Here is a 25,658-nt window from a genome sequence, read left to right as displayed (position 1 = left end):
TCGCGAAAGAATGCCATGACCGAAGAACAGACCCCGGCCCCCGCCGTCGTCGCGGGCACTGCGCCGGCCCGCCTCGATGTCTCCCATCTGGCCAAGAGCTATGGCACCGGTGACAAAGCCAAGACCATCATCGAGGACCTCACCTTCACTGTCGCCGTCGGGGAGGTCGTGTGCATCGTAGGGCCCTCCGGCGTCGGTAAGACCACCCTGCTCAAGTGCCTTGCGGGCCTCCACCCGGCCACCAGCGGCAGGGCCTCGATCGACGGCCGTGTCATCAACGGGCCGCCCCCGGAAATGGCCTTGGTCTTCCAGGACTACAACCGTTCGCTCATGCCCTGGCTTACGGTGCGCAAGAACCTGATCCTGCCGCTGCGCCACCTGCATCTGAGCGCCCAGGAGCTCAAGGAACGCTGCGACAGTGCGCTCGCCGCCGTTGGTCTCGAACACGCCGAATCGCAGTATCCGTGGCAGCTCTCGGGCGGCATGCAGCAACGCGTGGCGATCGCCCGGGCTCTGGCATATCGTCCCGAGATCCTCATCATGGACGAGCCTTTCGCCTCGGTGGATGCCCAGACCCGTTTCGATCTGGAGGATCTCTGCCTGAAGATCCGCCGCGACTTCAACATGACCATCCTGGTGGTCACCCACGACATTGACGAGGCCGTCTACCTGGCCGACCGTGTGGTGGTGCTGGGGTCCAAGCCTGCCCGTGTGCTGCGCATTGTCGACATCGAACTGCCCACCGTGCGGGACCAGATCAGCACCCGCGCGCTGCCCGAATTCGCCCGTCAGCGCACCGAAGTGCTGTCCCTCATCAAGAGGCCGGCATGACGGCGGCTTCGGCTGCCGGCCGGAGGCCGAACGTGCTCGTCTTCATCGCCGACCAGCTGCGTGCGGACCATCTGGGGTTTGGCGGCAACCGGACAGTCCGCACACCTAACCTGGACGCCCTGGCCGCCGACAGCATGGTCTTCACAGCGGCCACCGTGGCCAATCCGACCTGCATGCCGAACCGGGCCAGCCTGATGACCGGGCGCTGGCCCTCCGCACACGGGACCCGCTGCAACGGCATCACCATGGACCCGCAGGCACAGACGCTGCCACGTTCACTGGCCACGGCCGGGTACCGGACCATCGGGGTGGGCAAGCTGCATCACCAGAACATGGGCTGGGAATTCGAACCGCAGCAGAAGGAAGAGATCGAGGCGACTGCCCCGTTGCTCCTGGACCCCGCCGCCGGGGATGCCAGCGCACGGCCTTTCGGCCCGGGGTGGGACAGATGGGAAAACCGGGACGCCCACGACGAGCGGTTCATCGAGTTGCCACCCGACTACTACGGCTACGGCCACGTGGATCTGGTGATCGGCCACGGCGACAGGCCGGGCGGGCACTATGTGCACTGGGCCAGGGAACGCGGCGTGGATCCCGTTGCGGTCGGCGGGCCGGAACACGCCGCGGAAACGTACGGCGGCTGGGATCAGGTGTACCAGACTGCCGTCCCGGCAGAGCTGCACCCTACGAGCTATGTCAGCGAGAAGGCGATTGAGCACCTGAAGGACGCCTCGGGGCAGGACCAGCCCTTCTTCATGTTTGTCTCCTTCCCGGACCCGCATCACCCATTCTCCCCACCTGAGGGCTACGGGGATCTCTACGACCCGGACGAGCTTGAGCTGCCCGTCGGCTTCAACCAGGACCACTCGAAATCCCCGGCCCATGTGCGCCGCATGATCGAGCACCGCGGCGAGCCCGATCCCGACCCCACCATGACCTGGGCGGCCACGGAGGATCAGTACCGGCACGCGGCCGCTGCCCAGTACGGACTCATCACACTCATGGACGAGCACATTGGGCGGATCCTGGCCGAGCTGGATGAACAGGGACTCGCCGAGGACACCATAATCGTCTTCACGAGCGACCACGGCGACCTCTTCGGCGATCACGGGCTCATGCTGAAGCACTTCAGCCACTACCGGGCCGTGACCAACGTTCCGCTGCTGATTCACCTGCCCAGCGGCGAGGGCCGTCGCAGTGATGCCCTAGTCTCCAGCGCTGACCTTGCTCCGACGCTTCTCGAGCTGACGCGTACGGCTTGGTACCGCGGCATCCAAGGCCGTTCCCTCCTTCCGCTGCTACAGGGGCGCGAAGCAGCGCACCGCGATGCTTTGCTCATCGAGGAGGAGCAGCCTTTCGGGCTCCTTGGGCTACCCGGGCCCGTGCGGATGCGCAGCGTGATCACCGCCGAGGGCCGGCTCACCAGGTACTTCGGCACAGACATGAGCGAACTCTACGATCACCGCAGCGACCCTGACGAGCTGGACAATCTCGCCGGACTGCCCGAACACCGGGCGCTGGAGCATCGGCTCAGCGAGGCCATGCTCGTGGAAATGGCGGCCTTGGCCGATGAGGGGACGGCGCCCACGGCCGCAGCCTGAGCAGAGGCCATTTGCCAGGGGCCCGACGCCGGATGGACACCGGGGTCGGGCCCTCTTCTTTGCCTGCGGCCGGTTCCGCGGCCAGCGGCCTACGCCAGCCAACCGACCACAGAGAAATCGACCACAGAGAAGGGGCGGAAGCCGGTCATCGCCGGCTTCCGCCCCTTTTGCTGTCTATCCTGCGTGCTGTCCATCCTGCCTCAGTGGCAGCAGCTGCCGCCGTCGTTCTCAGTTGTGCTAGTTGTAGAGTGGTGCTTCGCCGCGCCGTCGGGCAGGTCCAGGGCCGGATTCCGGTCCAGGAAACCGTTGGGCTTAAGCATGAAGCCCGAGTAGTCCACCGGCATGATGGGCCAGTCCTCCGTGCGTGGCACGTGGGTGGGTCCGAAGACATGCCAGAGCACGACATCGGTGTTCTCCAGGCTGCGGTCCGCCTGCGTCCACTTGGCCAGGCCGTCGCCGGTGTGCTGGTTGGGGTAGTCGCCGGCGGGGAAGCGCTCGGCCGGATCGAACGGCGTCACCCACAGGTGCTTGGTGGCGAACGCCGCCCGCGAGGCCACCGAGGATCCGGGCTGGGCCATGAGTGCCGGCCCCGGCTGCGGGATCAGGTGGTACGACGTCGGCTGGCCCACATGGTTGAGCCGGTTCGGGTTGGTGATGTACCAGGACCGTCCCACGCTGGTGTCCGCCATTCTGGCGGCCTCGGACTCGCGCACCAGGGGAGTTTTCCGGTAAGTGAAGGCGTTGCCGTAGGGATTTTTCGGGCCCATAGGGATGCCCACCATCTCGGCTTCCTGCACCGTGTTGGCGTTGCCGTCAACGGCCATATCCAGCCGGGCACAGAAGAGGTGCTGGTGGACCGGGGCGATGAGCCCGGGGGAGACCTCCGGTGCGTGCCGGTTGGGCACGCCGGGGATGGTGGCGCCGGCAAAGACGATGCCGGTGGCCTTGGCCTCGACCTGGATGGTGCCGTCCAGGTAGAAGTACCAGAAGAAGCCGTAGTCGTAGTTGCCGATGGTGGAGAAGTAGGAGATCACCAGGCGCCTGGAGCGGCGGACCACGGATTCCTCGCCGGGCTCGGTGTGCTTCCAGAGGATCCCGTAGTCCTCCTCGTGCATGCAGATGGCCTGCGGGATCTTGACCGGGTGGCCGTGGTCGTCGGCCACGAAGCCGTCGAAGTAGTGAATGACGCCCAGGCAGTCGCAGCCGAGCTTGAGCGAGTTGGCGTTCTTGCCGAGCAGGTACTCGCCGGCGTCGAAGTAACTGATCCAGAAGCGCGTGTTGGAGGTGTCCCCGTACGGGACCACCATTTCCGGTACCGAGGCGCGGTACAGCACCGAGCGGTCCTCGTCGCCGTCACGGAAGGTGATGTTGTTCAGCACCAGGCCTTCCTTGGCGTTGAAGCCGACGCGCAGCTTCCAGTTCTCCCAGGTCACGTGGTTGCCGTCCACCTGGAAGCTGGGGCCCTCGGGCTGGGTGATCTCAATCGGCTTGAGCGTGGTACGGGCCGGGCCGGTGAACTCGGGGGTGTAGTTGCCCTCCGCGGCCGGAACCGGCACGTCGCCGTCGTCGTCGACCCTGATCACGCGCTTTTCGGTGAGGTCGATGTGCACGATCAGACCCTCCACCGGGTGCGCCCAGGGGCTGTCACCGGCGAAGTTGCGCATGAAGGTCAGCGAACGGATGACGCGCCGGCCCACCTCGTCCGCGCGGCCGAAGGATCCCGGGGCGAGGGGAGCGGCAAAGGCATTCTCCAGGTCGTCCAGCCCGCGGCGGGCCATGGCGGCCTGCCATTGGGGATCCGCCTTGACGATCTCCGCGGCGAGGTCGTACTCCTCGAACAGGTATTGGGGCTGGCCGTAAGGATCGTCCCGGTTGTTCAGCGGCGTCCAGGAAAGCAGTGCGGAACCGGTCACGGAGACCACGGCCTCGGCGGCGTCTCCCGTGGCGGTATCCAGCACGGTCAGGATGACCCTGCGTTCGAAGGCATCGCCCGGCTGGTAAGCGAGCATGGCGGCCTTGTCCGGTTCGACCGGAAGGACCTGTGGGAAGCGGCTTGTTTCGAGCAGCTTTCCGGCGTCAGCCAGGACCTGCCGCGCGGCTGAGATCTCCTGCGGGCCCAGCGGGTCAAGCGGATGCCCGACGGCGGCCGCGCCGGCCGATGCGTGCAGCTCGTGTTGAATTGTCATTTTTTACTCCCCGTAGTGCATCCAGACGCCCTTCACCGCGGTGTAGGCGTCCCGTCGTCCAATCAGTCGCGGGTGCCGCCATTGGCACCGCTCCCGAATCGAGTATTCACCCACAGGCACAGCCCGGTCTTGTCTGGCAGTGAAGGGGCGTTGATATCCCGCGAACGCTTGACTGTCGCCGGGCAATCGAGCGGCGGAGCTTGGCCTCAGGCGGCGTTGCGGTAGCCGCTGGGGGACTGACCGTAGGCCGCCCGGAAGACCCTGCTGAAGTGCGCCGCGTCGGTGAAGCCCCAGCGCGCGGCGATGGCCGTGACTGGGCGGTCCGCCAACACGGGGTCATGCAGATCCCGGCGGCATCGTTCGAGCCGACGCTGGCGGATGGAGGCCGAGACGGTGGTGCCGATCTCCTGGAACAGATCGTGCAGGTGCCGAGTGGAAATAAAGTGTGCACTGGCGATCGTGGTCGGGGTCAGATCCGGGTCGCCCAGTTGTGCCTCGATGTAGTCGTGGATCCGGGCCAGCATCAGCTCGTGCGGGCTCCGGCCGGCGTCGATCTTCAGATCGAGCTCGCCGTTGAACAGGGTGGTGACCAGATCCACCGCATTGTGGGCCAGCCGCAGACCGTTGCTTCCGGAGAGCGCCTCCAGATTGTCCGCAAGCCGGACCATAAAGGGGCTGATGAGCCCGCCCAGTCCCACATCACCCGGCATCCGCACGGCCGTGAGCCAGCCGACGGCCTCGACCGGCAGATCGATCAGGCTGTGCGGGAACATTAGGACCAGGGTCCGGAAATCGCCGTCAAAGGAGAGCGTGTAGGGCCGGTTGGTGTCGTAGATGGCCAGATCCCCGGGGCCCAGCGTGGCCTCGCGGTTGTCCTGGCTCAGCAGGCCCGTGCCCGCGAGCTGGATACTGAGCTTGAAGTATTTGCGGTCCGTCTTGGCGATCAGCTCCGGGGTTCGAGCAACGGTATGCCGGGCCGCAATGACCTCGACGACGGAGATTTGACCCAGGACCCGGGAGCGCAACTGGCCATGGAAGGTCGCGGGACGATCCGTGTAGGCCTTGAGCGGGACAAAGGACTCCGAGATGACACGGCTCCAAGCGTGAAAATCATCCGCCACCGTGGTGTGCACCGATGTGGAGCCGGTATCCGCCACAGTGGTCATCAAACTCCTTCTTCGCAGCCCGCCCGCACCACCTGCCAACGGCTGGCCAAATGTGAGCTTGGCGACAATTCTACACCCGGAGGGCAGGGGGTCGGCCGGAAGGCCGCCGGGCGGCGTGCATCCGTCGACAACTTCCATTCCTTATGAGACAAGTCACAGCCGGGGGTTGGGGATCAGACTAGCGGGGTGGCCGCGCTCCGTAGCTGGCGGCCCGGATCAACCACAGGAGAACACCATGAGTATTGACGCCCCTAGTAAAGGCCCGGCCGTGACGACGCCGCACAATAGACGCCGCTTGGGCGTCCCGTCAGTGACCTTCATGATCATCGCCGCCTCAGCTCCGCTGACCGTGCTGGCCGGCGGGGTCACGACGACGTTCGCCGTCACAGGCGTCACGGGCGTCCCGCTCTCCTACCTGCTCCTTGGCCTGGTCCTGGCGCTCTTTACCGTCGGCTACGCCGCCATGAGCCGCTACGTCACCAACGCGGGCGCCTTCTACGCCTACATTGCGCAGGGCATCTCCCGGCCGGTGGGCATCGGCGCGTCCCTCGTGGCGCTCATGTCCTACAACCTGATGCAAGTCGGAATCTACGGGCTCTTCGGCTTCACGGTCTCCTCCCTGCTGAGCGCGCGCCTCGGCGTGAGCCTGCCCTGGTGGATTCCAGTGCTTGTGTGCATCGCGATCGTGGCCGTGCTGGGCGTGAACCGCGTGGATCTCTCGGCCAAGCTGCTGGGCCTGCTCGTGGGTCTCGAATTCCTCGTCGTCATCGTCTACGACGTGCTGTCCTTCGCCGTCGCCCCGCAGGGCTTCAGCGTCGAGGCGCTCAGCCCCGCGAGCCTCTTTGTGCCGGGCATCGGCGCCGTGCTGTCCTTCGGCATCGCGGCGTTCATGGGCTTCGAATCGGCGGCCATTTACGGCGAGGAATCCAAGGACCCCAAGCACACCGTCGCCCGGGCCACCTTTCTTGCGGTCGGCGTCATCTCGCTCTTCTACGCTGCCTCCTCTTGGGCCATGACGATCGGCACCGGGCCGGGTGCCGTCGTCGAGACCTCTACGACGGAGGGCCCCGCACTCCTCTTCAACTTCCTGGGCGCGCATGGCGGAGTCCTGCTGAGCGACATCGCCCAGCTGCTCTTCGTCACGAGCCTCTTCGCGGCCCTCGTGAGCTTCCACAACGCCGTGGCCCGGTACTTCTTCTCGCTTGGCCGGGAGCAGGTCATCCCGCCGATCCTGGCGGCCGTGCGCCGACACAGCGGCGCCCCCTTCGCCGGTTCGCTCGCACAGACCGCGATCGCCGTCGTCGTGACCGTGGCCTTCGCCGTGGCGGGCTCCGGTTCCGAACTGGGCGAGCTCTACCCCGTGCTGACTATGTTCACGTGGCTCACCAACGACGGCGCGATGGGCCTCGTGCTGCTCATGGCGATCGTCTCGCTCTCAGTCATCGGATTCTTCCGCCGGCAGCGGCACGGTGTGGGCCTGTGGGCCCGGCTCATCGCGCCTATCCTCGGTGTGGTCCTGCTGGGGATCGTCTTCGTGCTGATCCTGCAGAATTTCAATGTACTGCTGGGCCAGAGCGAATCCACAGCGGCGAGCTTCATCCTGCCGGCGCTCATCGTGTTGCCCGGGCTTGCCGGTGTGGTGTGGGGCCTGTATCTGCGCAAGGCGCGGCCGGAGGTCTACCGCAAGGTGGGGCACGGCGAGGAGGGGCCGATCCACCTGGCCGCGACGGACTGAGGGCCTTGGCCCGGACAGCCGACCGCCCGTGCCCCTGAACTGGGGCACGGGCGGTTCCGCTGCCCACAAATGAGGAGCCTTCACATCTTTCTCGCTCCAGGCTGGGCGGGTCTCAGCCGTTGATCACTTGTGGAACGCCGAGGGACTTCAGCCCTTCAACTCCGAATTCGAGTCCGTAGCCCGACTGCTTGACTCCGCCGAAGGGAACCATTGGGTGGACGCCGCCGTGGGAGTTGATCCAGACCGTACCGGCCTGGATGCGTGCTGCCACCTTGCGGGCTTCGGCCGGGTTTGATGACCAGACGGATGCCCCGAGCCCTGCGTCGAGGCCGTTGGCCTTGGCCACGGCCTCGTCGACGGTGCTGTAGCGGATGATCGGCAGGGCGGGGCCGAACTGCTCCTCCGCAACCAGCGGGTTGTCATTGTCGATGTCGGCCACGAGCGTAGTGGGGTAGAAGTAGCCGGGCTGGTCCGGCTCGGGGTTACCGCCCAGCAGCACGCGGGCGCCGGAATCCTTGGCGGACTGCACGAGGCGGGCCACGATGTCGAATTGCTGCTTGTTCTGAAGGGGGCCCAGGACATTGGCCTCGTCGAGTCCCACCCCCATGGGCATGGTGGCCGCGACGGCGGTGAGTTCCTCGCAGACGGCCTCGTAAATGTCGTCGTGGACATAGAGGCGCTTGAGCGCGGCGCAGGTCTGGCCAGTGTTGATGAAAGCCCCCCAGAACAAGTCTCCTGCGATGGCCTTCGGGTCGGCGTCAGGGAGCACGATACCGGCGTCGTTGCCTCCGAGCTCAAGGGTGAGCCGCTTGACCGTATCGGCGGAGGTTTTCATGATGGCCTTGCCTGTTGCGGTTGAGCCGGTGAACATGATCTTGCCGATGGCCGGGTGCCCGGCCATGCGGGCGCCGACTTCAGGGCCGCCGCAGACCGCGGTGAGGAGACCCTCAGGGAGTTCCTGGTTGAGCACCCGGACGAGTGCTAGGACGCTGAGCGGGGTGTGCTCGGAGGGCTTCACCACCACGGCATTGCCCATGCGCAGGGCCGGAGCAATCTGCCAGATCGCGATCATCATGGGCCAGTTCCAGGGGCCGATCGCGCCGACGACGCCGATGGGCCGGTAGTGCAATTCGGCGTGGGTCTGGCCGTCGTCCACCACGGTTTCGGGCTCCAGCGGCGTGGCAGCGGTCGCGCGCAACCAGCCGGAGCACGCGCCGACCTCGAACCGGGCGTTGGGCCCGTTGAGCGGTTTGCCCTGCTCCCTGGAAAGCAGCCGGGCAAGGTCCTCGGCTGAACGGTCCACTGCGTCCGCGGCACGCAAGAGGGCGGCGCTGCGGGCCTCATGTCCGAGCGCAGCCCAGGCCGGCTGGGCGGCCGTGGCGGCCTCGACGGCGCGCTCCAGGTCCTCGACGCCGTGCACGGGAGCTTCACCCACCTCCTCCCCGGTGGCGGGGTCGAGAATAGTGCGGGTCCGGCCGGGCTCCGGCGTAGTCGAGGCGAGAAGTAGTGCGTCGTAGGTTTCCATTGTTACTCCACTCCGAGTAGGTAAAGCACACAGGCCGGTACGGCAATGCAGCGATACCTCAAGAGTGGTCCAGTCCGCAACTTCCGGTCTTGTCTATCCGGGAAGAGCACTTGACCGAAAGCGATCAATGCTGGCACCGGGCCAGCGCCCCGCCGGTGTCCGCGTTGCCGAGTTGCGGAACCCGGACACCGGCAGCGTGTCGACCTAACCGCTGATGACTTGCGGAACACCGAGGGCCTTCAGGCCCGCGACGCCAAACTCCAGTCCGTAACCCGACTGTTTGGTACCGCCGAACGGAACCATGGGGTTGATCCTCCCGTGGGCATTGATCCACACGCTGCCGGCCTGGAGCCTCTCCGCGATCCGGTGGGCCTGCTTGCGATCGGAGGACCACACGGAAGCTCCCAACCCGGCGTCCAATCCGTTGGCCAGTTCGATGGCCTCATCCAGATTCGTATAGCGAATAATCGGCAGCGCCGGCCCAAACTGTTCCTCGGCGACGAGCGGGTTGTCGTTGCCGATGTCCGCCACGAGAGTCGTGGGATAGAAGTAGCCTGGCTGGCGTGGGTCTGGATTGCCGCCGACCAGCACCTTCGCTCCGGATTCTTTGGCGGCGTCCACGAGCCGGGCAACGATGTCGTACTGCTGCTTGTTCTGCAAGGGGCCCAGCAGATTCTGCTCGTCCGTGCCGATTCCCATGGGAGTGGCGAGAGCCACGTCAGTCAGAGCATCGCACACGGCGTCATAGATGTCTGCATGGACGTAGAGCCGTTTGATTGCCGCACACGTTTGTCCCGTGTTGATGAACGCGCCCCAGAAGAGATCCTGGGCGATCGCCCGCGGATCGGCGTCCGGAAGGACGATGGCCGCGTCGTTGCCGCCAAGCTCAAGCGTCAGACGCTTAACGGTGTCCGCGGAGCTGCGGACGATGGCTTTCCCAGTCTCAGTCGAGCCGGTAAACATCACCTTGCCGACAGCAGGATGAGAGGCGAGGCGGGCGCCCACCTCCTGGCCGCCGGCGATGACGGTGAGCAGCCCCTCGGGCAACACCTGGTTCATCACCACGGCCAAAGCCAGAACACTCAGTGGCGTGTATTCCGAGGGCTTGAGGACCACCGTATTGCCCATGCGCAGGGAAGGGGCGATCTGCCAGATGGCGATCATCATCGGCCAGTTCCAAGGGCCGATTGCCCCGACGACGCCGACCGGCCGGTAGTGGACCTCCGCGTAGGTTTCGCCGTCGTCGACTACAACCTCGGGCGCAAGTTCAATGGATGCGGTTGCCCGGAGCCAGGCAGAGCAGGCGCCCACCTCGAACCGGGCGTTCGGCCCGTTCAGCGGCTTGCCCTGCTCGCGGGACAACAGCTGCGCCAGAGCCTCCGCGGACCGATCGATGGCATCGGCCGTGTCGAGCAAGACCTGGCTTCGTTCCTGGTGGCTCAGTGCGGCCCACGACGGCTGTGCTGCCCGGGCCGCCTCGACAGCCGCTTCGAGGTCTTCAACGGTGTGCACGGGCGCGGCGGTGACGGTACCGCCGGTTGCGGGGTTGAGGATCGGGCGGGTTGCCGTCCCCGCCGGTGGAGTAATCGCGGTCAGCAGGCTCTCGTAGGTTTCCATGCGTGGTCCTCCTTGGTTTGTCTTGGAAACGGTCATGTGGCTAGTACGTGGTTTCGTTCAGAACTTCGGCGACGGCGCCTACCTCGAAGTTCACGTAGCTGGTGAAGTCGAATCCCTTGTAGCCGAAGATCTTCCCGTCGGTCTTCAGCCGGTCCATGTCGATGAGGATGACGCCCAGGGTGGGAACGATCTTCTCCCTCCAGACAAACAGATACAGCTTCTCGGCGATCTTGATGTAGTGGCACCGGTCGGTATCACCGAGACCCAATTCGGAACCCTTCAGGCAATGCCAGGTGTAGAAGTTCCCGTTCAGGTACACGTGTTCGTATACTTCGTCGGGGCTGTAGTGGTAGCGGTTGCGCAGGCCCAGCAGCTCGTCCGTGGGTGCATGCGGCGTGCCGCCTGCAACGCCGTCGATGGTTCCGTGGAGAATCTCGGCATTCACCCCCGTGAGTTCCATTCCTTCGCGGGCCCGGTCATAGGCGCTCACCGAGGTCTCCTCGGCGTTCGGCAGAGCGCCCTGGACGAGTGTCACGTGTCCGCCGGCAGTATCGAGGACGAGGCTGACGGATTCCTTAACAGCTTCACCCAGCAGAAAATCCACGAAAAAGATTCCGCTGCGAATCGACGTCACTCTGGCCTCGGTTTCCAGGCCATCCCAGATCACCTTGCTGCTATCCGTTACCGTGCAGGCGTGTAAACGGTCGCCAGGAAAGCGCAGGGTCAGTGAACGGCCGTTCAGCCCGGCGTCCTCCACCAGCACATTGTTGTCGATGGCGAATCCTTCCCCGAGGGCGCCGACCGAAATGAATTCGGGAGTGGTTGTCATGACAGTTCCTTTCAGTGACCGTTGCGGTCCCTTCGTGGTGGTCGTGCATGCAGCCCGTCGCCACGGCCGATGATCAGCTGGTTTCAGGGCTTTAGAACACTATGCCCGGAGAGAAGCAGCAATAATTTGTCGGAGAACGAACATGCGTTGACTATCGCGGCACGATGACGGAGAGGCTCCCGGGGACGGCCCCGGCGAAGCCAAGAGCCACAGCCTAACGCTCTCCCGTAAGACCAATCCGGTCCGGCGTTTGTTCCCGGTCCGACAAGGAGTGTTCCTCCTGAGCCAAGCCGTCAATGCGCCCGGCTGGCAGGCTGGATGCGTAACCGCGACTAGTGGGGTGGGAATGGAACTCGATCTTGGCGGTAAATCCGTCGTCATCTCCGGTGCCGCATCGGGGATCGGGCGGGCGTGTGCCTGGGCTTTTGCCGAGGAAGGCGCCAGGCTGGGCCTGATCGATATCGATGCTGAAGCCAGCCAAGCGCTCCAGGCCGAACTGGAAGCTGAACTCGGTGCGGTCTGCGCCTTCGTCACGGCGGACATCACCGCCGAATTCGAGGTTGCAGCGGCCGTGGAGTCCATCGCAGCCCGCTACAACGGCATCGATGTCGTCGTCGGCAGCGCTGGGATCTCCGGTCCCCACGACTGTGGCATTGAGCAGATCTCCGCCGAGGCATGGGATGCGGTCATGGCTGTCAATGTGCGCGGGCAGTTCCTGCTGGCCAAGCACACCCTTAGGTATCTGCGTGCGTCGGCTGCGCCGTCACTGATCCTGATCGCCTCGGACAGCAGCTTCGTCGCGGCTCCGGGTATGGTCCCCTACAACGCCTCCAAGGGAGCCGTGCTGCAGCTGACCCGGGCCCTGTCGGTGGACCTCATGGAGGACGGCATCCGGGTCAATTGTGTGTGCCCGTCCGTCGTCGACTCAGCAATGTCGCGTGCCGATCTTGGGCAGACCGCTGAGACGTTTGCGGCGCAGGACTATCCGGTCCAGCGCCCGGAACAAGTGGCCAACCATGTGCTGTACCTGGCTTCGGCAAGGTCTTCGCCCGTGAACGGGACCAGCCTGGTCTCCGATTTCGGCTATCTGGCACAGTCTTCATTCCCGGCGTGAATCGCCCCTACAGCACTGGAGGACCCATGAACCAGCAATTACCCCTCCGCGGCCAGAGCGCCCTGGTGACCGGGGGCGGCACAGGCATCGGCGAGGCAATCGCCGCGCGGCTCCTCCGGGAAGGCGCGCAGGTGGCGGTCGCCGGCAGGCGGCGGGAGCCATTGGACGCCGTCGCTGAACGTCACGGTGCTTGGCCCGTGGTGGCGGACATGTCGGATTCCGCCCAGGCCCGTGCTGCGATCAGCGGTATCGTGGAAGAATTCGGCAGGTTGGACATTGTTGTGGCCAATGCCGGCGGGCACGGATTCTCCGCGGTTGCCGACACCGATGATGCGGCCTGGCAGGCCAGCATCAACGCAAACCTGACCACGGCCTTCACCACCGTCCGCGAAGCCCTGCACCAGCTCCGGGCAAACAGCGGCCGGGTGGTGATCGTCTCCTCCCTGGCCGGCCTGTTCGCTGGCCCGGAGGTCGCTGGATACACCGTGGGCAAGCACGCCCTGATCGGATTGACCCGGTCACTGGCCAGGGATTATGGGAGCCAGGGAGTGCGCGTGAACGCGCTGTGCCCCGGCTGGGTCAAAACGCCCATGGCCGATGCGGAAATGGACCATTTTGCCGAGGCCGCCGCGATGGCCAGCAGGGAAGAGGCTTACCGGACCGTGACGGCAAATGTGCCGCTGCGCCGGGCCGCCGACCCTGCTGAGATGGCGGCTATCGTGAACTTCCTGGTTTCCTCTGAATCGTCATACATCACCGGTGCCACGATCGTCGCTGACGGCGGTGCCCACATCGTGGACTTGCCCACCATTGCCTTTGAAGGCGTTGTCTGACCGGTCCGGATGGACCACGAAGTCGGCGGGCCGCCTTCTGTGGAAGGTGGCCCTTACGCCAGCTGGGTTTCGATCCGCGCGGCGCTCGCAGCCAGCGCTGCGCCGACGGCGGCCTGGTCCTGTTCGCGCCGGATATACACGACGGCGATCGCCGCCGTCGGGCCGCCCGGCACACGGATCGGAGCGGTCAAGGATGGCAAGCCGGCAATGACTTCGTCATGGCTGGCAGCGTAGCCAGGCCCGCGCGCCTCGGTTGCTTCCGGACGGTACCGCAGGCCCGGCGCGAGCGCACCCGATTGTTCCTCGGTCATGGTGGCGTCCGTCGCGACGGGCCTCCGCGCTCATAGCCTCTCAACCCGCGACGGCCGGAACCTGGACCAGCATCTGAAGAGCCTCATCGTCCCATCCGGGCGACCGGGCGAGTTTGAATTCGGCCGGCTACTGTTGGTCCCCGACCAGTCCAACCCCCATATACGAACCTGAGCTCATGCATCTGCAGCGGCTGCGGCGTCCTGCTCAGCAGGGGGAGGATCTGCCCAAATTACCGCGGGGAATTGGCAGCTTCAAGGGTCCAAGGCATCACTGTTGAAGAGTAGGCAAGCCAACACCGCTCCCGCCGAGAGGTGATACTGGGCTGCCTGGTGCCGAAATGTGCGCGCGGACACGCGAAGCTTGGTCTGTGCAGTGCACACTCGGCCACCTACTGCAGAACGGTCGTTCCTCGACGCCTCCGGATGTCCTGTAGGACTACATGGGTCATCAGAATTTCAACACGACCATGGCGTACTGCCAGGTCACCGCACAGCGCCGCAAGAAGGGGCTCGGCGCGATCCCGGCGAGACGGCTCAACCTCCGCGGCCAAGTCATCCACGCAGATCGAGAGCGCGACGGTTTCGGCAAGATCGCCGTGGCGCTGGGCCACTGCACAGAGCCGCAGAACGTGGCCGCCAACGGCCACCAGGGCCCGGAGATCCCGGATGCGCTGGCAGAGGACACCATGTTCAGGACTCCGGCGGGAAGGCCGGCGTCGAGCATGGACTGGACGAAGAGTTGCGCGGTCAGCGGGGTGAGTTTGGCGGGTTTGAGGACCATGGTGCACCCGGCGGCGATGGCGGGGGCGACCTTGCGGGTGGCCATGGCGAGCGGGAAGTTCCAGGGCGTGATGAGCAGGCAGGGGCCCACGGGCGTGTGCTTGACCAAAATTTTGTTCTTGCCCTCTGTGGTGGTGACCTAGCGGCCGTAGTCACGAACTGTTACTTCGGCATCTCGGCGCGGTCCTCGCCCACGAGGCCTGCACCTCGTCGGCCGCGTCCAGGGCTGCGACGGCGCCCTCGCTGGTTGCAGAGGCCAGGGTGGCCAGCACGTCCCCGGTGGCCGGATCGTGCACGTCGAAGTGCTGCCGTCGGATGCGTCACGCCACTGCCTGCCGATCAGCAAGCCGGTCGGGACGGAGGCTAGGAGCGTGGCTTCGCGGGCGGGTGAGATGGCAGGGGAGAGCGCAGCAGATGTAACTGTCATGGAAGAAGTCTTTGGTAGAAGGCAGTCAGTAGCTGGTTGGGGTTTCGACAGGCTCAACCACCGGGTCTTGGGGGATGTATTGCGCGGCGAGTGCCTCGGAGCCGCGGGCCAGGATGGCGACGTCGGCGCCCACCAGGACAAAGGCGGCGCCGGCGGCGAGGTAGCTGCGGGCGGTGGCTGGGTTGAAGGCGTTCACGCCGGCAGGTTTCCCTGCGGCTGCAGCGGCTTTGAGGCAGTGTTCGACGGCGGCGCGTACTTTGGGGTGTTCCTGCTGTCCCAGGAGTCCCATGGAGGCGGCGAGGTCGGAGGGTCCCAGGAAGATGGCGTCCACGCCGTCCACTTTCAGGATGTCCCCGACCGCGTCCACGGCCGCCGTCGATTCGATCTGGACCGTGACGCTGATGGTGTCCCCGGCCCGAGCCAAGTAGTCCGGGATGCGGTTCCAGCGGGAGGCCCGGGCGAGGGCGGATCCCACGCCGCGGACGCCGTGGGGCGGGTATCGGGTGGCGGCGACGGCGGACTGGGCTTCGGCGCCCGAGTTCACCATGGGAATCAGCAGGTTCTGCACGCCCAGGTCCAGGTATTGCTTGATCAGCACGGTGTCGTTGACGGGCGGCCGGACCAGGACCTGGACCGGGTGGCCGTTGACGGCCTGGAGCTGGGCGAGGATGGATTCGAGGCCGTTGGGGCTGTGTTCGGCGTCGATGAGGAGCCAGTCCAGCCCGGATCCGGCGCAGAGCTCGGCGATCAGCGGGCTGCCGGAGCAGACCCACATCCCCGCCAGCGGGCGGTCAGCCGCGGCGAGGGCGTCCCGGAACGTCGTCTCCGGTTCTACTCGAAGCGGCATGTGATGGCCCCCAATGGTCCGTAGTCGGCGTGGACGGTGTCGCCCTTGTACACCCACAGTGGGCGGGTGAAGGAGCCGGCGAGGATGATGTCCCCGGATTTCATCCCGTCGCCGTGGGCGGCGATCTTGTTGGCGAGCCAGTGCACCCCGTTGGCGGGGTGGTCCAGGACGCCGGCGGCCACACCGGTTTCCTCCACGGTCTGGTTCTTGTAGAGGATTGCCGCGACCCAGCGGAGGTCCACGGCGTCGGGCTTTACGGGGTTGCCGCCGATCACCATGGCGCCCATCGCGGCATTGTCGGCGATGGTGTCCACGATGGTCCGGCCCTCCATTTCGATCCTGGAGTCCAGGATTTCGAGGGCCGGCACCACATAGTCCGTGGCGTCCAAGACGTCGAAGATGGTGCAACCGGGGCCGGCCAGGTCTTTCTTCAGCACGAACGCCAGCTCAACCTCCACCCGCGGATGGGTGTACTGGTCCCACTGCACCGTGCAGCCGGTTCCGAGCACCATGTCATCGAAGATGGCGCCGTAGTCCGGCTCGGTGATGCCGGTGGCGGCCTGCATGGCCTTGGACGTGAGGCCGATCTTGCGGCCCACCAGCGTGCGGCCGGCGTCCTCGTTGCGCCGCCGCCACAGCTGCTGCACAGCATAGGAGTCCTCCACCGTCATCTCCGGGTAGCGTGCCGTGAGGCGGGGGACAGGGGCGCGGGTCCGGGCGGCCTCCAGGAGTTCGTCAGCGATGGCCTCAATCGTCTTGGCATCCAGCATGGCTACAGCTGCGCCCCGAGCTTGAAGCCTTCGGCTGCGCTGTCTGCGTCCGGGCGGGTGTAGGAGAAGCCGTCGGCACCCACGGTGACCGCCATTTCGCTCTTTTCCTCCCGGATGATGACGGGCTGCGGGTTGCCGTCGAGGTCCAGGACCAGGGAGGCCTCGGTGTACCAGGACGGGACGACGGCGTTGCCCCACCAGTCGCGGCGCTGGTTGTCGTGCACGTCCCACGTGACCACCGGGTTGTCGGGGTCGCCGGTGTAGTAGTCCTGGGTGTAGATCTCGATGCGGTGGCCGTCGGGGTCCAGGATGTAGAGGTAGAAGGCGTTGGAGACGCCGTGCCGGCCGGGGCCGCGTTCGATCCGGTCGCTGATGCGCAGGGCGCCCATCTTGTCGCAGATCTGGATGATGTTGTGCTTCTCGTGCGTGGCGAACGCGACGTGGTGCATGCGCGGGCCGTTGCCGCCGGTCAGTGCGGTGTCGTGGACGGTCTGCTTGCGGTGCATCCAGACGGCGTACGTGACGCCGTCGGAGTCCTGGATGTCCTCGGAGACGCGGAAGCCGAGGTCCTCGAGGTATTTGCGGCCGCGGGGCACGTCGGGGGTGACCTGGTTGAAGTGGTCCAGGCGGACCAGTTCACCGGCGGAGTAGAGGTCGTAGCGCTGGGTGAGGCGTTCCACGTGCTCCACGTCGTAGAAGAATTCGTAGGGGAAGCCCAGCGGATCCTCGACGCGGACGGAATCGCCGATGCCCTTGGTGAAGCCGTCCTTGCGGCGTTCCACCCGGCACCCGAGTTCCTTGTAATAGGCCTCTGCGGCGTCCACTTCGGCGGGAGACTTCACCCGGTAGGCAAAGGCGGCGACGGCGGCGATGGGTCCCTTGCGGAGCACCAGGTTGTGGTGGATGAACTCCTCGAGGGAACGCAGGTAGATGTTGTTCTCGTCTTCCTCGGTGACATGCAGGCCCAGGACGTCCACGTAGAACTCACGCGATTTGGCGAGGTCGGTGACCACGATCTCCATGTAGGCGCAGCGGACGATGTCGGGAGCCGGGACGGAGGGGGTGCGTACAAAGTCAGTCATGGGGTTCTCTCTTCTTTGAGGAGGGTTGGGTGGGGCTTACGCGCCGAATTTGGGGGTGTGGACGGTGCCGAGGGTGATGTGCACGGCTTGCTGGTCCGTGTAGAAATCGATGGAGCGGTAGCCGCCTTCGTGGCCCAGGCCTGAGGCTTTGACGCCGCCGAACGGGGTGCGGAGGTCGCGGACGTTGTGGCTGTTCAGCCAGACCATGCCGGCTTCGACGTTCTGGGAGAAGTTGTGGGCGCGGGTCAGGTTCTGGGTCCAGATGTAGGCCGCGAGCCCGTAGCGGGTGTTGTTCGCCAGAGCCAGCGCCTCGTCGTCGTTCTCGAACGGGGTGATGGCGACGACTGGACCGAAGATCTCCTCCTGGAAGATCCGCGCGTCGGGCGCGACGTCGGCGAACACGGTGGGTGCGATGTAGTTGCCTTCGGGGAGGTGGTCGGGGCGGCCGCCGCCGGCGAGGAGCCGGCCTTCGGACTTGCCGATCTCCACGTAGGAGGCCACCTTCGCGTAGTGCTCGGGGTGGACCAGGGCACCCACTTCGGTCTTGGGATCGTGCGGGTCTCCGACGACGATCTTCTTAGCGCGGGCGGCGTATTTTTCGCAGAATTCGTCGTAGATGGCGCGTTCGACGAGGATGCGGGACCCGGCGGTGCAGCGTTCGCCATTGAGGGAAAAGACCCCGAACAGGGCGGAATCGATCGCGGCATCCAGGTCGGCGTCGGCGAACACCACGCACGGCGACTTGCCGCCGAGTTCCATGGACAGGCCCTTGAGATTGGTGGCGGCATTGCGGAAGATCGTCTGCCCGGTGGTGGTCTCGCCGGTGAACGAGATCAGCGGGACGTCCGGGTGCTTGACTAGGGCGTCGCCGGCTTCCTCGCCGAGGCCGTTGACCAGGTTGAAGACACCGTCGGGCAGCCCGGCGTCCTTGAAGATCTGCGCCCACAGCGAGGCGGAGAGCGGGGTGAATTCGGCGGGCTTCAGGACCACGGTGTTCCCCGTGGCCAGTGCCGGGGCCAGCTTCCAGGACTCCAGCATGAACGGGGTGTTCCACGGTGTGATGAGGCCGGCGACCCCGATCGGCTTGCGGTTCACGTAGTTGATCTGGGCGCCGGGGACCTTCATGGCGTCGTCGAACTGGGCCACGATCAGGTCCGCGAAGAAGCGGAAGTTCTCGGCGGCGCGGAGCGCTTGGCCCTTGGCCTGGGTGATGGGCAGGCCGGTGTCGAAGGTTTCGAGTTCGGCGAGGCGCTCCTCCTGGGCCACGACAGCGTCGGCAATCCTGTTCAGGATGCGGGCACGTTCGCGCGGCTTCATCCTGGGCCACGGACCGTTGACGAAGGCTTCGCGGGCGGCGGCCACGGCGAGATCAATGTCTTCCGTCTGGCCAGCCGCAGCGGTGGCGTAATTCTGGTTGGAGACAGGATCGAGGACATCGAAGGTCTTGCCGCCCGCGGAGTCAACGAACTCTCCGTTGATGTAGTGCTGGATGTGGGAGGGCAGGTCCTGCGGTACGTAATGCGTGGCGGCTTCTGCTGCAGTGAACGTCATTGTTGTTTCCTTACTGCTTGGGCGGGGGCTTTGCTCCGGTGAAGAGCGGGTCAGATGCTTTTGGCCTGGGCGAGGTAGGCGTCCAGGGTGGCGGAGCGGTGCTGGCGGGCGGCCTTTTCGATCTCTTCCGCGCCGGCGCCGGCCTCGATGAGCCGCAGCAGCGCCTCGTGCTCGTCCACCGATTCGTGGGCACGCCCGGGGACAAACCGGAAGGTGGAGGACCGCAGCGAGGCGAGCCGGTTCCAGCCGCGATGGACCAGGTCCAGGATGTGCGGGTTGGGGCAGTGCTCAAAGAGGACACTGTGAAAGTCCTGGTTCAGATGCGTGAAGCGGACCGGGTCGAAGTGCTGGAGGCATTCCCGCATGTCTTCATTCACGGCCCGGGCGCGGGCGATCGTCACGGAATCGATCAGCGGCGCGGACAGGGCAGTGGCCGCGCCCTCCACGATGCTGAGGGTCTGCATGGTGTAGAGGTACTCCGTGGGGTCGATCCCAGATACCGTAGCGCCGACGTTCCGCTCGAACTTCACCAGCCCTTCGGCTTCAAGCCTGCGGATCGCTTCACGGACCGGCACTACGCTGACGCCCAGATCCTTGGCGATGGTGGCAAGGACCAGCCGGTAGCCGGGGGAGTAGGTCCCGTCCACGATCCGGGCTTTGACGGCCGCGTAGGCCTGTTCGGACTTGCTGGCCGGTGCCTTAGTTCCTGGCTGAGTGCCTGCGGCGGTTGCCGTTTCAGTCATTTGCTGTGCCTGCTTCCCATGCCTCGTACTTGGTGCGCCACTGGGCGTTCAGCGGGTAGAGGCCGTCAACGCTGTGGCCCTGTGCCACCATTTCGGCGATAAACGTTTCCTCGCGTTCCTGGATGATGGAGTCGTCCGCAAGCTCTTCGGCGAGTGCCGGCGGGATCACCAGGATGCCGTCAGAGTCCGCCACGATGATGTCTCCGGGCTGCACTGTGGTGCCGCCGCAGGCGATGGTGACGTCCGTGTCCCACGGGATGTGCCGCCGCCCCAAGACGGCGGGGTGCGGGTTGGAATAGTAGGTAGGCATGTCCATCGCGCCCACCGCGGAGAAGTCCCGGACGCCGCCGTCGGTGATGATGGCCGCAGCACCCCTGACCTGCGCGCGGAGGGCCAGGATGTCGCCGATTGTGCCGGTACCCTTCTCGCCGCGGGCTTCCATGACGAGGATTTCGCCCTCGTTCACGGAATCGATGGCCCTCTTCTGGGCGTTAAAACCGCCGCCGTGGGTTTTGAAGAGGTCCTCGCGGTTGGGCACATACCGCAGCGTCCGGGCCAGGCCCACCACGCGCTTTTCCGGGCGGGTTGAGCTGAGGCCGTCGATGCTGACGTTGTTCAGGCCGCGCTTGCGGAGCTGGGAGGAGAGCGTGGCGGTGCAGACACTTTCCAGCTTCGCCTTCAGAGCGGCGGTCAGCACATGCCCGACGGCGGTGCCCGCCACCGCAGCACCCTCCACCGGGGCAAGGCCCGCCGCTGCCCGCGAACCGTACGCCTCTTCCCGCTGCAGGTCATCGGTCTTGGGCCGCGCACCAAAGTCCGCGAACGCCGTCGAACCTTCCTCCACCCGGGTGACCAGACGCCCCGTGGAGAGACTGGCGGATCCGCTGGCTTCAACGGTGCTGACTTCCACCTCGACGACGTCTCCGGGCTTGGCCACGGAGGCTCCGGCCGGGGTGCCGGTCAGGATGATGTCGCCCGCCTCGAGCGTCAACAGCTGGGACAGGTCTGCAATCAGGCGGGCGAACGGGAAGAGCAGTTCCGCCGTGGTGTCGTCCTGGACGAGGTCGCCGTTGTGCCAGGTACGGATGCGGAGACCGGCGGGGTCCACGGCGTCCGCGGGGATCAACCCGGGGCCGATCGGGGTGAAGCCGTCGCCGCCCTTGGACCGGAGGTTGGAGCCCTTGTCCGCATAGCGGAGATCGTAGACGCCAAGGTCGTTGCTGGCGGTGACCCATTCGACATGACGCCAGGCGTCCGCCAGCCCGACGCGTCGGGCGGGCTTGCCGATGATCAGGGCGATCTCGCCCTCGTAGCCGAGGAGTTCGCAGCTGGCCGGACGCTCCACGACGGAAGGCGCTTCTGCCGAGCCGAACGCCAGGGAGGTCGGCGGTTTCAGGAAGTAGGAGGGCTGCTCCGGCGTGCGGCCCCGCTGGGCAGCGCGGCTGGGGTAGTTGATGTGCACCGCGACCACCTTGCGTGCCGCCGCCAAGGACTCCTCGTTGACCTGCTCCAAAGCTGTCTCCTCATCAAGTACAAAATCGTATACGAAAAACTATCGCCCATGATCCGAGCTTCGTCAAGGCCTAGTTGTACGCTTTTTCAGCCACTTGTTGTTCGGATCACATTGACGTACAGTTTTGGGCCAACACCCCTATCTTTCTAATATCGAACCGTCAATTCGCATATAGAACACCGTGCGGGTGATCGACAGCCACACAGTGAAGTGAGGAAGCCCGTGCAGTTCCACCACCACGGATACGTATCCGGAGACCCGCGAGTCCGGCCCGCCGCCGGCGTCGGCATCAATCGGCCCGCCGAGCTCCCCGATGAGGTAGACGTGCTCATCATCGGCACCGGACCTGCCGGCATGCTCACCGCCGCACAGCTGTCCCAGTTCCCGAACGTCACCACGCGCATCGTGGAGCGCCGCGCCGGGAGGCTCGCCATCGGCCAGGCTGACGGCATCCAGGCCCGCAGCGTCGAGACCTTCCAAGCCTTCGGCTTCGCCGAGCGGATCATCGCCGAGGCATACGCGATCACCGAAATGGCGTTCTGGAAGCCGGACGCCGCGGACCCCTCGCGCATCATCCGGACCGCCCGTACCCAGGATGACCCCGCCGGCATCAGCGAGTTCCCGCACCTGATCGTCAACCAGGCCCGCGTGCTGGACTACTTCGCCGAGTACATGGCCAACTCACCTACGCGGATGTCGCCCGACTACGGCTTTGAATTCCGTTCCCTGAGCGTCTCGGACGAGGGGGAATACCCCGTCACCGTGACCCTTCTCCAAACCTCAGGCCCCAATGAAGGTCAGGAGCGCGTTGTCCACGCCAAGTACGTTGTCGGTGCGGACGGCGCGCGCAGCAAAGTGCGGGAATCCATCGGCTGCACCCTGGCCGGAGACCAGGCCAACCACGCCTGGGGCGTCATGGATGCCCTCGCCGTCACGGACTTCCCTGATATCCGCACTAAGTGTGCCATCCAGTCCGGTACTGGCGGCAGTATCCTGCTAATCCCGCGCGAGGGTGGCCACCTCTTCCGCATGTACGTGGATCTCGGCGAAGTAGACCCGAACGATAAGGGTGCCGTGCGTAACACCACCATCGAGGAAATCATCGGCAAGGCGAATGAGATCCTCCATCCCTACACACTCGACGTTCGCAACATCGCGTGGCACAGCGTCTACGAGGTGGGCCACCGACTTACCGACCGTTTCGACGACGTCCTTCCGGATGAGCGCGGAACCCGCACCCCCCGCGTGTTCATCGCCGGCGACGCCTGCCACACCCACAGCGCCAAGGCCGGGCAGGGCATGAACGTCTCCATGCAGGACGGCTTCAACCTGGCCTGGAAACTCGGGCACGTGCTCGAGGGCCGCAGCCCGGAAAGCCTGCTGTCTACATACTCAGCAGAGCGGCAGGTGGTCGCCAAAAACCTGATTGACTTCGACAAAGAATGGTCCACCCTGATGGCGAAGAAGCCCGAGGAGTTCGAAAACCCCTCGGAGCTGGAGGACTTCTATGTCAGCACTGCTGAGTTCCCCGCCGGATTCATGACGCAGTACGCGCCGTCCATGCTGGTGGCCGCCGCTGACCACCAGGAGCTGGCTACCGGCTTCACGGTGGGCAAACGGTTCAAGTCCGCGCCCGTTGTTCGGGTCGGCGACACTAACCCGGTACATCTCGGCCACCACGCCACGGCGGACGGCCGGTGGCGGATCTACGTCTTCGCGGACACTGCTCTCCCGGGCGCAACGTCGTCCACGGAAGAGTTCGCCGAGTGGCTCGCGAGCTCGCCGCAATCTCCGCTGGCCGCAACGCCGTCGGGCGCCGATCCTGACGCCTGGTTCGACGTAAAGGTGGTCTACCAGCAGGGTCACCCGAGCATAGATTTCGGTGCTGTTCCCGGAGTGTTCAAACCCCAGGTAGGCCCGTTCAAGCTCGCAGACTACGAGAAGGTCTACGCCACTGACCCTGCCGCGGATATCTTCGAGCTCCGCGGCCTGGACCGCGGCGGCGTCCTGGTCGTTGTTCGCCCCGATCAGTACGTGGCGAACGTCCTGCCGCTCACGGCAACGGCCGAGCTGGGAGCATTCTTCGCGCCCTTGCTGCCAGAGCGGAAGGCCGCGGCTGTGTTGTCTGCGGCCACCGAACCGTGAGCCCTAATGAGGAATTAGAAGCTGAGGATTTGTTGTCATCGTCGTAAACCACGCCGACGTGCTGGTGGAATCGTGGATTGAACGGCGGAAGCGCGTGGCCAGCCGGGGGGTGCGCCGGCGTCGAACGCTGCCGGCCGCCCGTTGGCACCACGTCACCACGCCTCACCCGGGCCCGGTCCGGGGGTACTTTGGCGCGGACACGCCGTCAACTATGACGCCGGCGTCGAACATGGCGCCCAAAGTGGCCCCGGACGGAATCACCCAGGCACGGATTGGGGCTGCCGGCCGCCCGTTGGCACCACGTCACCACGCCTCACCCGGGCCCCGGCCGGAATCACCAGGCACGAAACAACGGAAAGCCCCCTCGATGAGGGGGCCTTCCGCCCTAACTACCGTTTGATATCGGGACCTTCCAGCGCTTGGACCTCCGCCGGGTCCAGACGCTGCGTCGTGGTGGTGTTCCCGGTGGCTTTTGCAACATCACCGAGGCCACGAACCGGGTCCGCGCCGCGACGATCGCCCGCCTCTGCCAAGTACTCCGTCGCGATAAGCCAGATCAAGTCGTCCACATCAGAGCCGGTAAGACGCCGCGGCTTCTGTTTGTCTGGGGTGTAGGGCCCCATTTGTCGAGATGCCGCTCATCCACCTGGTTTCAAGCGGGCCGTCTGGCTGGAACACAGGGGCGATCACCCCTGTGTTTCCGCTGATGGACCGAGCACGGACTGAGGGCCGGACCGCGTGGCGCGGCGGCGTCAGGTCGCGGTGTGGTCTTGACGCTCGAGTAGGCGGGATACGCCGTAGCCGATGACCACGCCCCAGAACGCGGCATGGATGTTGAAGAGGTCCAAGCCAGAGATCGTGACGACGAAAGTCACCAGGGCTCCCAGGGTGAAGTTCGTGGCGAATGCGGTAACGAAGGCCTGTTGGAGGGCCCGCAGCATCGCGAGGCCACCCAGGGCCAGAATGAAGGCTTCGGGAGTGGCAAGCATGAAGCGGGTGAGCGTGGGGGCCAGCAGGGCGCAGACGAGAGACAGCAGGCCGTAGACCACTGCGGCGGTGTACTGGCGCTGTTTCTGCCCGGAGGACGTCAGCAATGCGTTGGTGGGGCCGGTGACACAGGCCGAGACGGCGCCGAATGCGGCATTGAGCAGGGAGAACACCCCCGAGCTCATCGCGAAGACGTTGATCGGAGGGTGATGGCCTGCGGTCCGGAGCACGGCGGCTCCCTGCCCGTTCTGCACCACCAGTACCGTGAGCGCAAGGGGTATGACCAGTTCCAGTTGGGCGGCCCAAGTGAACTCGGGGGTAGTGAACACGGGGGCGGCTAGGATCCGTCCGCCGTCCTCAATGGTGAACCGGCCGCTAAGTGCGACGGCGACGACGCCCACCGCAAGCGTGCCGAGCACCGGAGGGAGATACTTGCCCAGGGCGGGCACGGCGGCGAGCACGACGAACGCCACCACCATCGGTGCCGCCACTGCGGGGTCGGTCCGGGTGGAGGCGACGATGTCCGTCCCAAACCGGAGGAACACGGCTGCAACCATTGCCATGACAATCGGCACGGGAATCGCGGCCATTATCGGGCGCACTACTCCGGTGGCACCCAGGGCTAGAATCAGCACCCCGGCAGAGAAAAACGCCCCGATCACCTCCGGGAAGGACAGGTGTTGCAGGGACGGCCCCAGCAGTACGGTCCCCGGGATGGACCAGGCGAAGCCCAACGGCTGGCGATAGATCAGTGACATGACCAAGGTCGCCGCGCCGGCCGAGAGGAAAATGGCGAAAACCCACGACGCGAGCTGGGACTGCGTCAGTCCGCCGAGCGACCCGACGGCAAGGGTGACTGCGATCGGCCCGGAGGCGGAGAAGGCCAATCCGACGACCCCGTTCGAAGCATAGTGCGGGCCGATGTCCCGCAGGACGTCGCGCACTCCAGCCGGGCCGACCCTGGGCCGCTCGAAGAGCGGTTGGGCTCCCGGGTTCCGGCCCGATCCTGCCTCGGTAGTCGTGGACGGGGCCTTAGGGGGGTGGGACATGGTGGCTCCTGAGCAA

18 protein-coding genes and 2 pseudogenes are annotated in these 25,658 nt (G+C 65.7%); 6 read left to right on the top strand and 14 right to left on the bottom strand.

Going from position 1 to position 25,658, the window contains the following annotated elements:
- The first annotated feature begins 15 nt into the window (after window positions 1-15).
- A complete protein-coding gene (locus ACQCSW_RS12475) occupies window positions 16-831 on the top strand; it encodes an ABC transporter ATP-binding protein (RefSeq protein ID WP_426986323.1) in 816 nt (271 codons plus the stop codon).
- Window positions 828-2,432, top strand: coding sequence for a sulfatase family protein (locus tag ACQCSW_RS12470; RefSeq protein WP_426986321.1), 1,605 nt, complete (start codon window positions 828-830; stop codon window positions 2,430-2,432). Before ACQCSW_RS12475 ends, ACQCSW_RS12470 begins: the two co-directional genes overlap by 4 nt.
- Before the next feature lie 200 nt (window positions 2,433-2,632).
- Here ACQCSW_RS12470 and ACQCSW_RS12465 read toward each other — a convergent pair whose 3' ends face one another.
- Both ACQCSW_RS12465 and ACQCSW_RS12460 read right to left on the bottom strand, forming a co-directional pair.
- Entirely contained in the window at window positions 2,633-4,618 is a 1,986-nt protein-coding gene (locus ACQCSW_RS12465; RefSeq protein ID WP_426986319.1) for a primary-amine oxidase, read from the bottom strand.
- Between the two features lie 206 nt (window positions 4,619-4,824).
- On the bottom strand, window positions 4,825-5,784 hold the full coding sequence (locus ACQCSW_RS12460) for a helix-turn-helix domain-containing protein (protein ID WP_426986317.1): 960 nt from the start codon (window positions 5,782-5,784) through the stop codon (window positions 4,825-4,827).
- A 235-nt stretch (window positions 5,785-6,019) separates the two neighbouring features.
- Here ACQCSW_RS12460 and ACQCSW_RS12455 point away from each other — a divergent pair, with 235 nt between their 5' ends.
- The gene (locus ACQCSW_RS12455; RefSeq protein ID WP_426986315.1) at window positions 6,020-7,519 is read left to right on the top strand and encodes an APC family permease; all 1,500 of its coding nucleotides are present in this window, start codon (window positions 6,020-6,022) and stop codon (window positions 7,517-7,519) included.
- A gap of 112 nt (window positions 7,520-7,631) precedes the next feature.
- On the opposite strand, the gene ACQCSW_RS12450 is transcribed toward ACQCSW_RS12455, so the two are convergent.
- The 3 genes from ACQCSW_RS12450 to ACQCSW_RS12440 all read right to left on the bottom strand — a co-directional run bounded on the left by ACQCSW_RS12450 (window position 7,632) and on the right by ACQCSW_RS12440 (window position 11,490).
- Window positions 7,632-9,044 (bottom strand): aldehyde dehydrogenase family protein, encoded by a 1,413-nt coding sequence (locus ACQCSW_RS12450; protein ID WP_426986313.1) that lies wholly within the window; start codon window positions 9,042-9,044, stop codon window positions 7,632-7,634.
- 204 nt (window positions 9,045-9,248) lie between these two features.
- Complete coding sequence (locus ACQCSW_RS12445) at window positions 9,249-10,661, bottom strand: aldehyde dehydrogenase family protein (RefSeq protein WP_426986311.1); 1,413 nt, start codon at window positions 10,659-10,661, stop codon at window positions 9,249-9,251.
- Window positions 10,662-10,701: 40 nt separating this feature from the next.
- Complete coding sequence (locus tag ACQCSW_RS12440) at window positions 10,702-11,490, bottom strand: MoaF C-terminal domain-containing protein (RefSeq protein WP_426986309.1); 789 nt, start codon at window positions 11,488-11,490, stop codon at window positions 10,702-10,704.
- 346 nt (window positions 11,491-11,836) lie between these two features.
- Between ACQCSW_RS12440 and ACQCSW_RS12435 the strand changes: the two genes are divergently transcribed.
- Both ACQCSW_RS12435 and ACQCSW_RS12430 read left to right on the top strand, forming a co-directional pair.
- Entirely contained in the window at window positions 11,837-12,604 is a 768-nt protein-coding gene (locus ACQCSW_RS12435) for an SDR family NAD(P)-dependent oxidoreductase (RefSeq protein WP_426986307.1), read from the top strand.
- Between the two features lie 26 nt (window positions 12,605-12,630).
- The gene (locus ACQCSW_RS12430; protein WP_426986305.1) at window positions 12,631-13,437 is read left to right on the top strand and encodes an SDR family NAD(P)-dependent oxidoreductase; all 807 of its coding nucleotides are present in this window, start codon (window positions 12,631-12,633) and stop codon (window positions 13,435-13,437) included.
- Between the two features lie 53 nt (window positions 13,438-13,490).
- Here ACQCSW_RS12430 and ACQCSW_RS12425 read toward each other — a convergent pair.
- The 8 genes and pseudogenes from ACQCSW_RS12425 to ACQCSW_RS12390 all read right to left on the bottom strand — a co-directional run.
- Window positions 13,491-13,727, bottom strand: a pseudogene (locus ACQCSW_RS12425) (ArsR family transcriptional regulator); the annotation flags it as partial.
- A gap of 670 nt (window positions 13,728-14,397) precedes the next feature.
- Window positions 14,398-14,955 (bottom strand): annotated as a pseudogene (locus ACQCSW_RS12420) (aldehyde dehydrogenase family protein); the annotation flags it as partial.
- A gap of 25 nt (window positions 14,956-14,980) precedes the next feature.
- Window positions 14,981-15,802: an HpcH/HpaI aldolase family protein gene (locus ACQCSW_RS12415; protein WP_426986303.1), complete on the bottom strand. Its 822-nt coding sequence runs from the start codon at window positions 15,800-15,802 to the stop codon at window positions 14,981-14,983.
- The gene (gene hpaH, locus ACQCSW_RS12410; RefSeq protein ID WP_426986301.1) at window positions 15,787-16,572 is read right to left on the bottom strand and encodes a 2-oxo-hept-4-ene-1,7-dioate hydratase; all 786 of its coding nucleotides are present in this window, start codon (window positions 16,570-16,572) and stop codon (window positions 15,787-15,789) included. Before hpaH ends, ACQCSW_RS12415 begins: the two co-directional genes overlap by 16 nt.
- Before the next feature lie 2 nt (window positions 16,573-16,574).
- Window positions 16,575-17,654: a 3,4-dihydroxyphenylacetate 2,3-dioxygenase gene (hpaD, locus tag ACQCSW_RS12405; RefSeq protein WP_426986299.1), complete on the bottom strand. Its 1,080-nt coding sequence runs from the start codon at window positions 17,652-17,654 to the stop codon at window positions 16,575-16,577.
- A gap of 36 nt (window positions 17,655-17,690) precedes the next feature.
- Window positions 17,691-19,205: a 5-carboxymethyl-2-hydroxymuconate semialdehyde dehydrogenase gene (gene hpaE, locus ACQCSW_RS12400; protein ID WP_426986297.1), complete on the bottom strand. Its 1,515-nt coding sequence runs from the start codon at window positions 19,203-19,205 to the stop codon at window positions 17,691-17,693.
- A 50-nt stretch (window positions 19,206-19,255) separates the two neighbouring features.
- A complete protein-coding gene (locus tag ACQCSW_RS12395; protein ID WP_426986295.1) occupies window positions 19,256-19,948 on the bottom strand; it encodes a GntR family transcriptional regulator in 693 nt (230 codons plus the stop codon).
- A complete protein-coding gene (locus ACQCSW_RS12390) occupies window positions 19,941-21,461 on the bottom strand; it encodes a fumarylacetoacetate hydrolase family protein (protein ID WP_426986293.1) in 1,521 nt (506 codons plus the stop codon). Before ACQCSW_RS12390 ends, ACQCSW_RS12395 begins: the two co-directional genes overlap by 8 nt.
- Window positions 21,462-21,683: 222 nt before the next feature.
- On the opposite strand from ACQCSW_RS12390, the gene ACQCSW_RS12385 reads away from it, so the two are divergent.
- The gene (locus ACQCSW_RS12385; protein ID WP_426986291.1) at window positions 21,684-23,606 is read left to right on the top strand and encodes an FAD-binding monooxygenase; all 1,923 of its coding nucleotides are present in this window, start codon (window positions 21,684-21,686) and stop codon (window positions 23,604-23,606) included.
- Between the two features lie 752 nt (window positions 23,607-24,358).
- On the opposite strand, the gene ACQCSW_RS12380 is transcribed toward ACQCSW_RS12385, so the two are convergent.
- Window positions 24,359-25,642 carry a benzoate/H(+) symporter BenE family transporter gene (locus ACQCSW_RS12380; protein WP_426986289.1) on the bottom strand — a complete coding sequence of 428 codons (1,284 nt, stop codon included), beginning with the start codon at window positions 25,640-25,642 and terminating at the stop codon, window positions 24,359-24,361.
- Window positions 25,643-25,658 lie beyond the last annotated feature (16 nt).

This window comes from Pseudarthrobacter sp. Y6 (genome assembly GCF_050156205.1).
In the GTDB taxonomy this organism is placed as follows: domain Bacteria; phylum Actinomycetota; class Actinomycetes; order Actinomycetales; family Micrococcaceae; genus Arthrobacter.
This window is presented reverse-complemented; position numbering and strand designations above follow the sequence as displayed.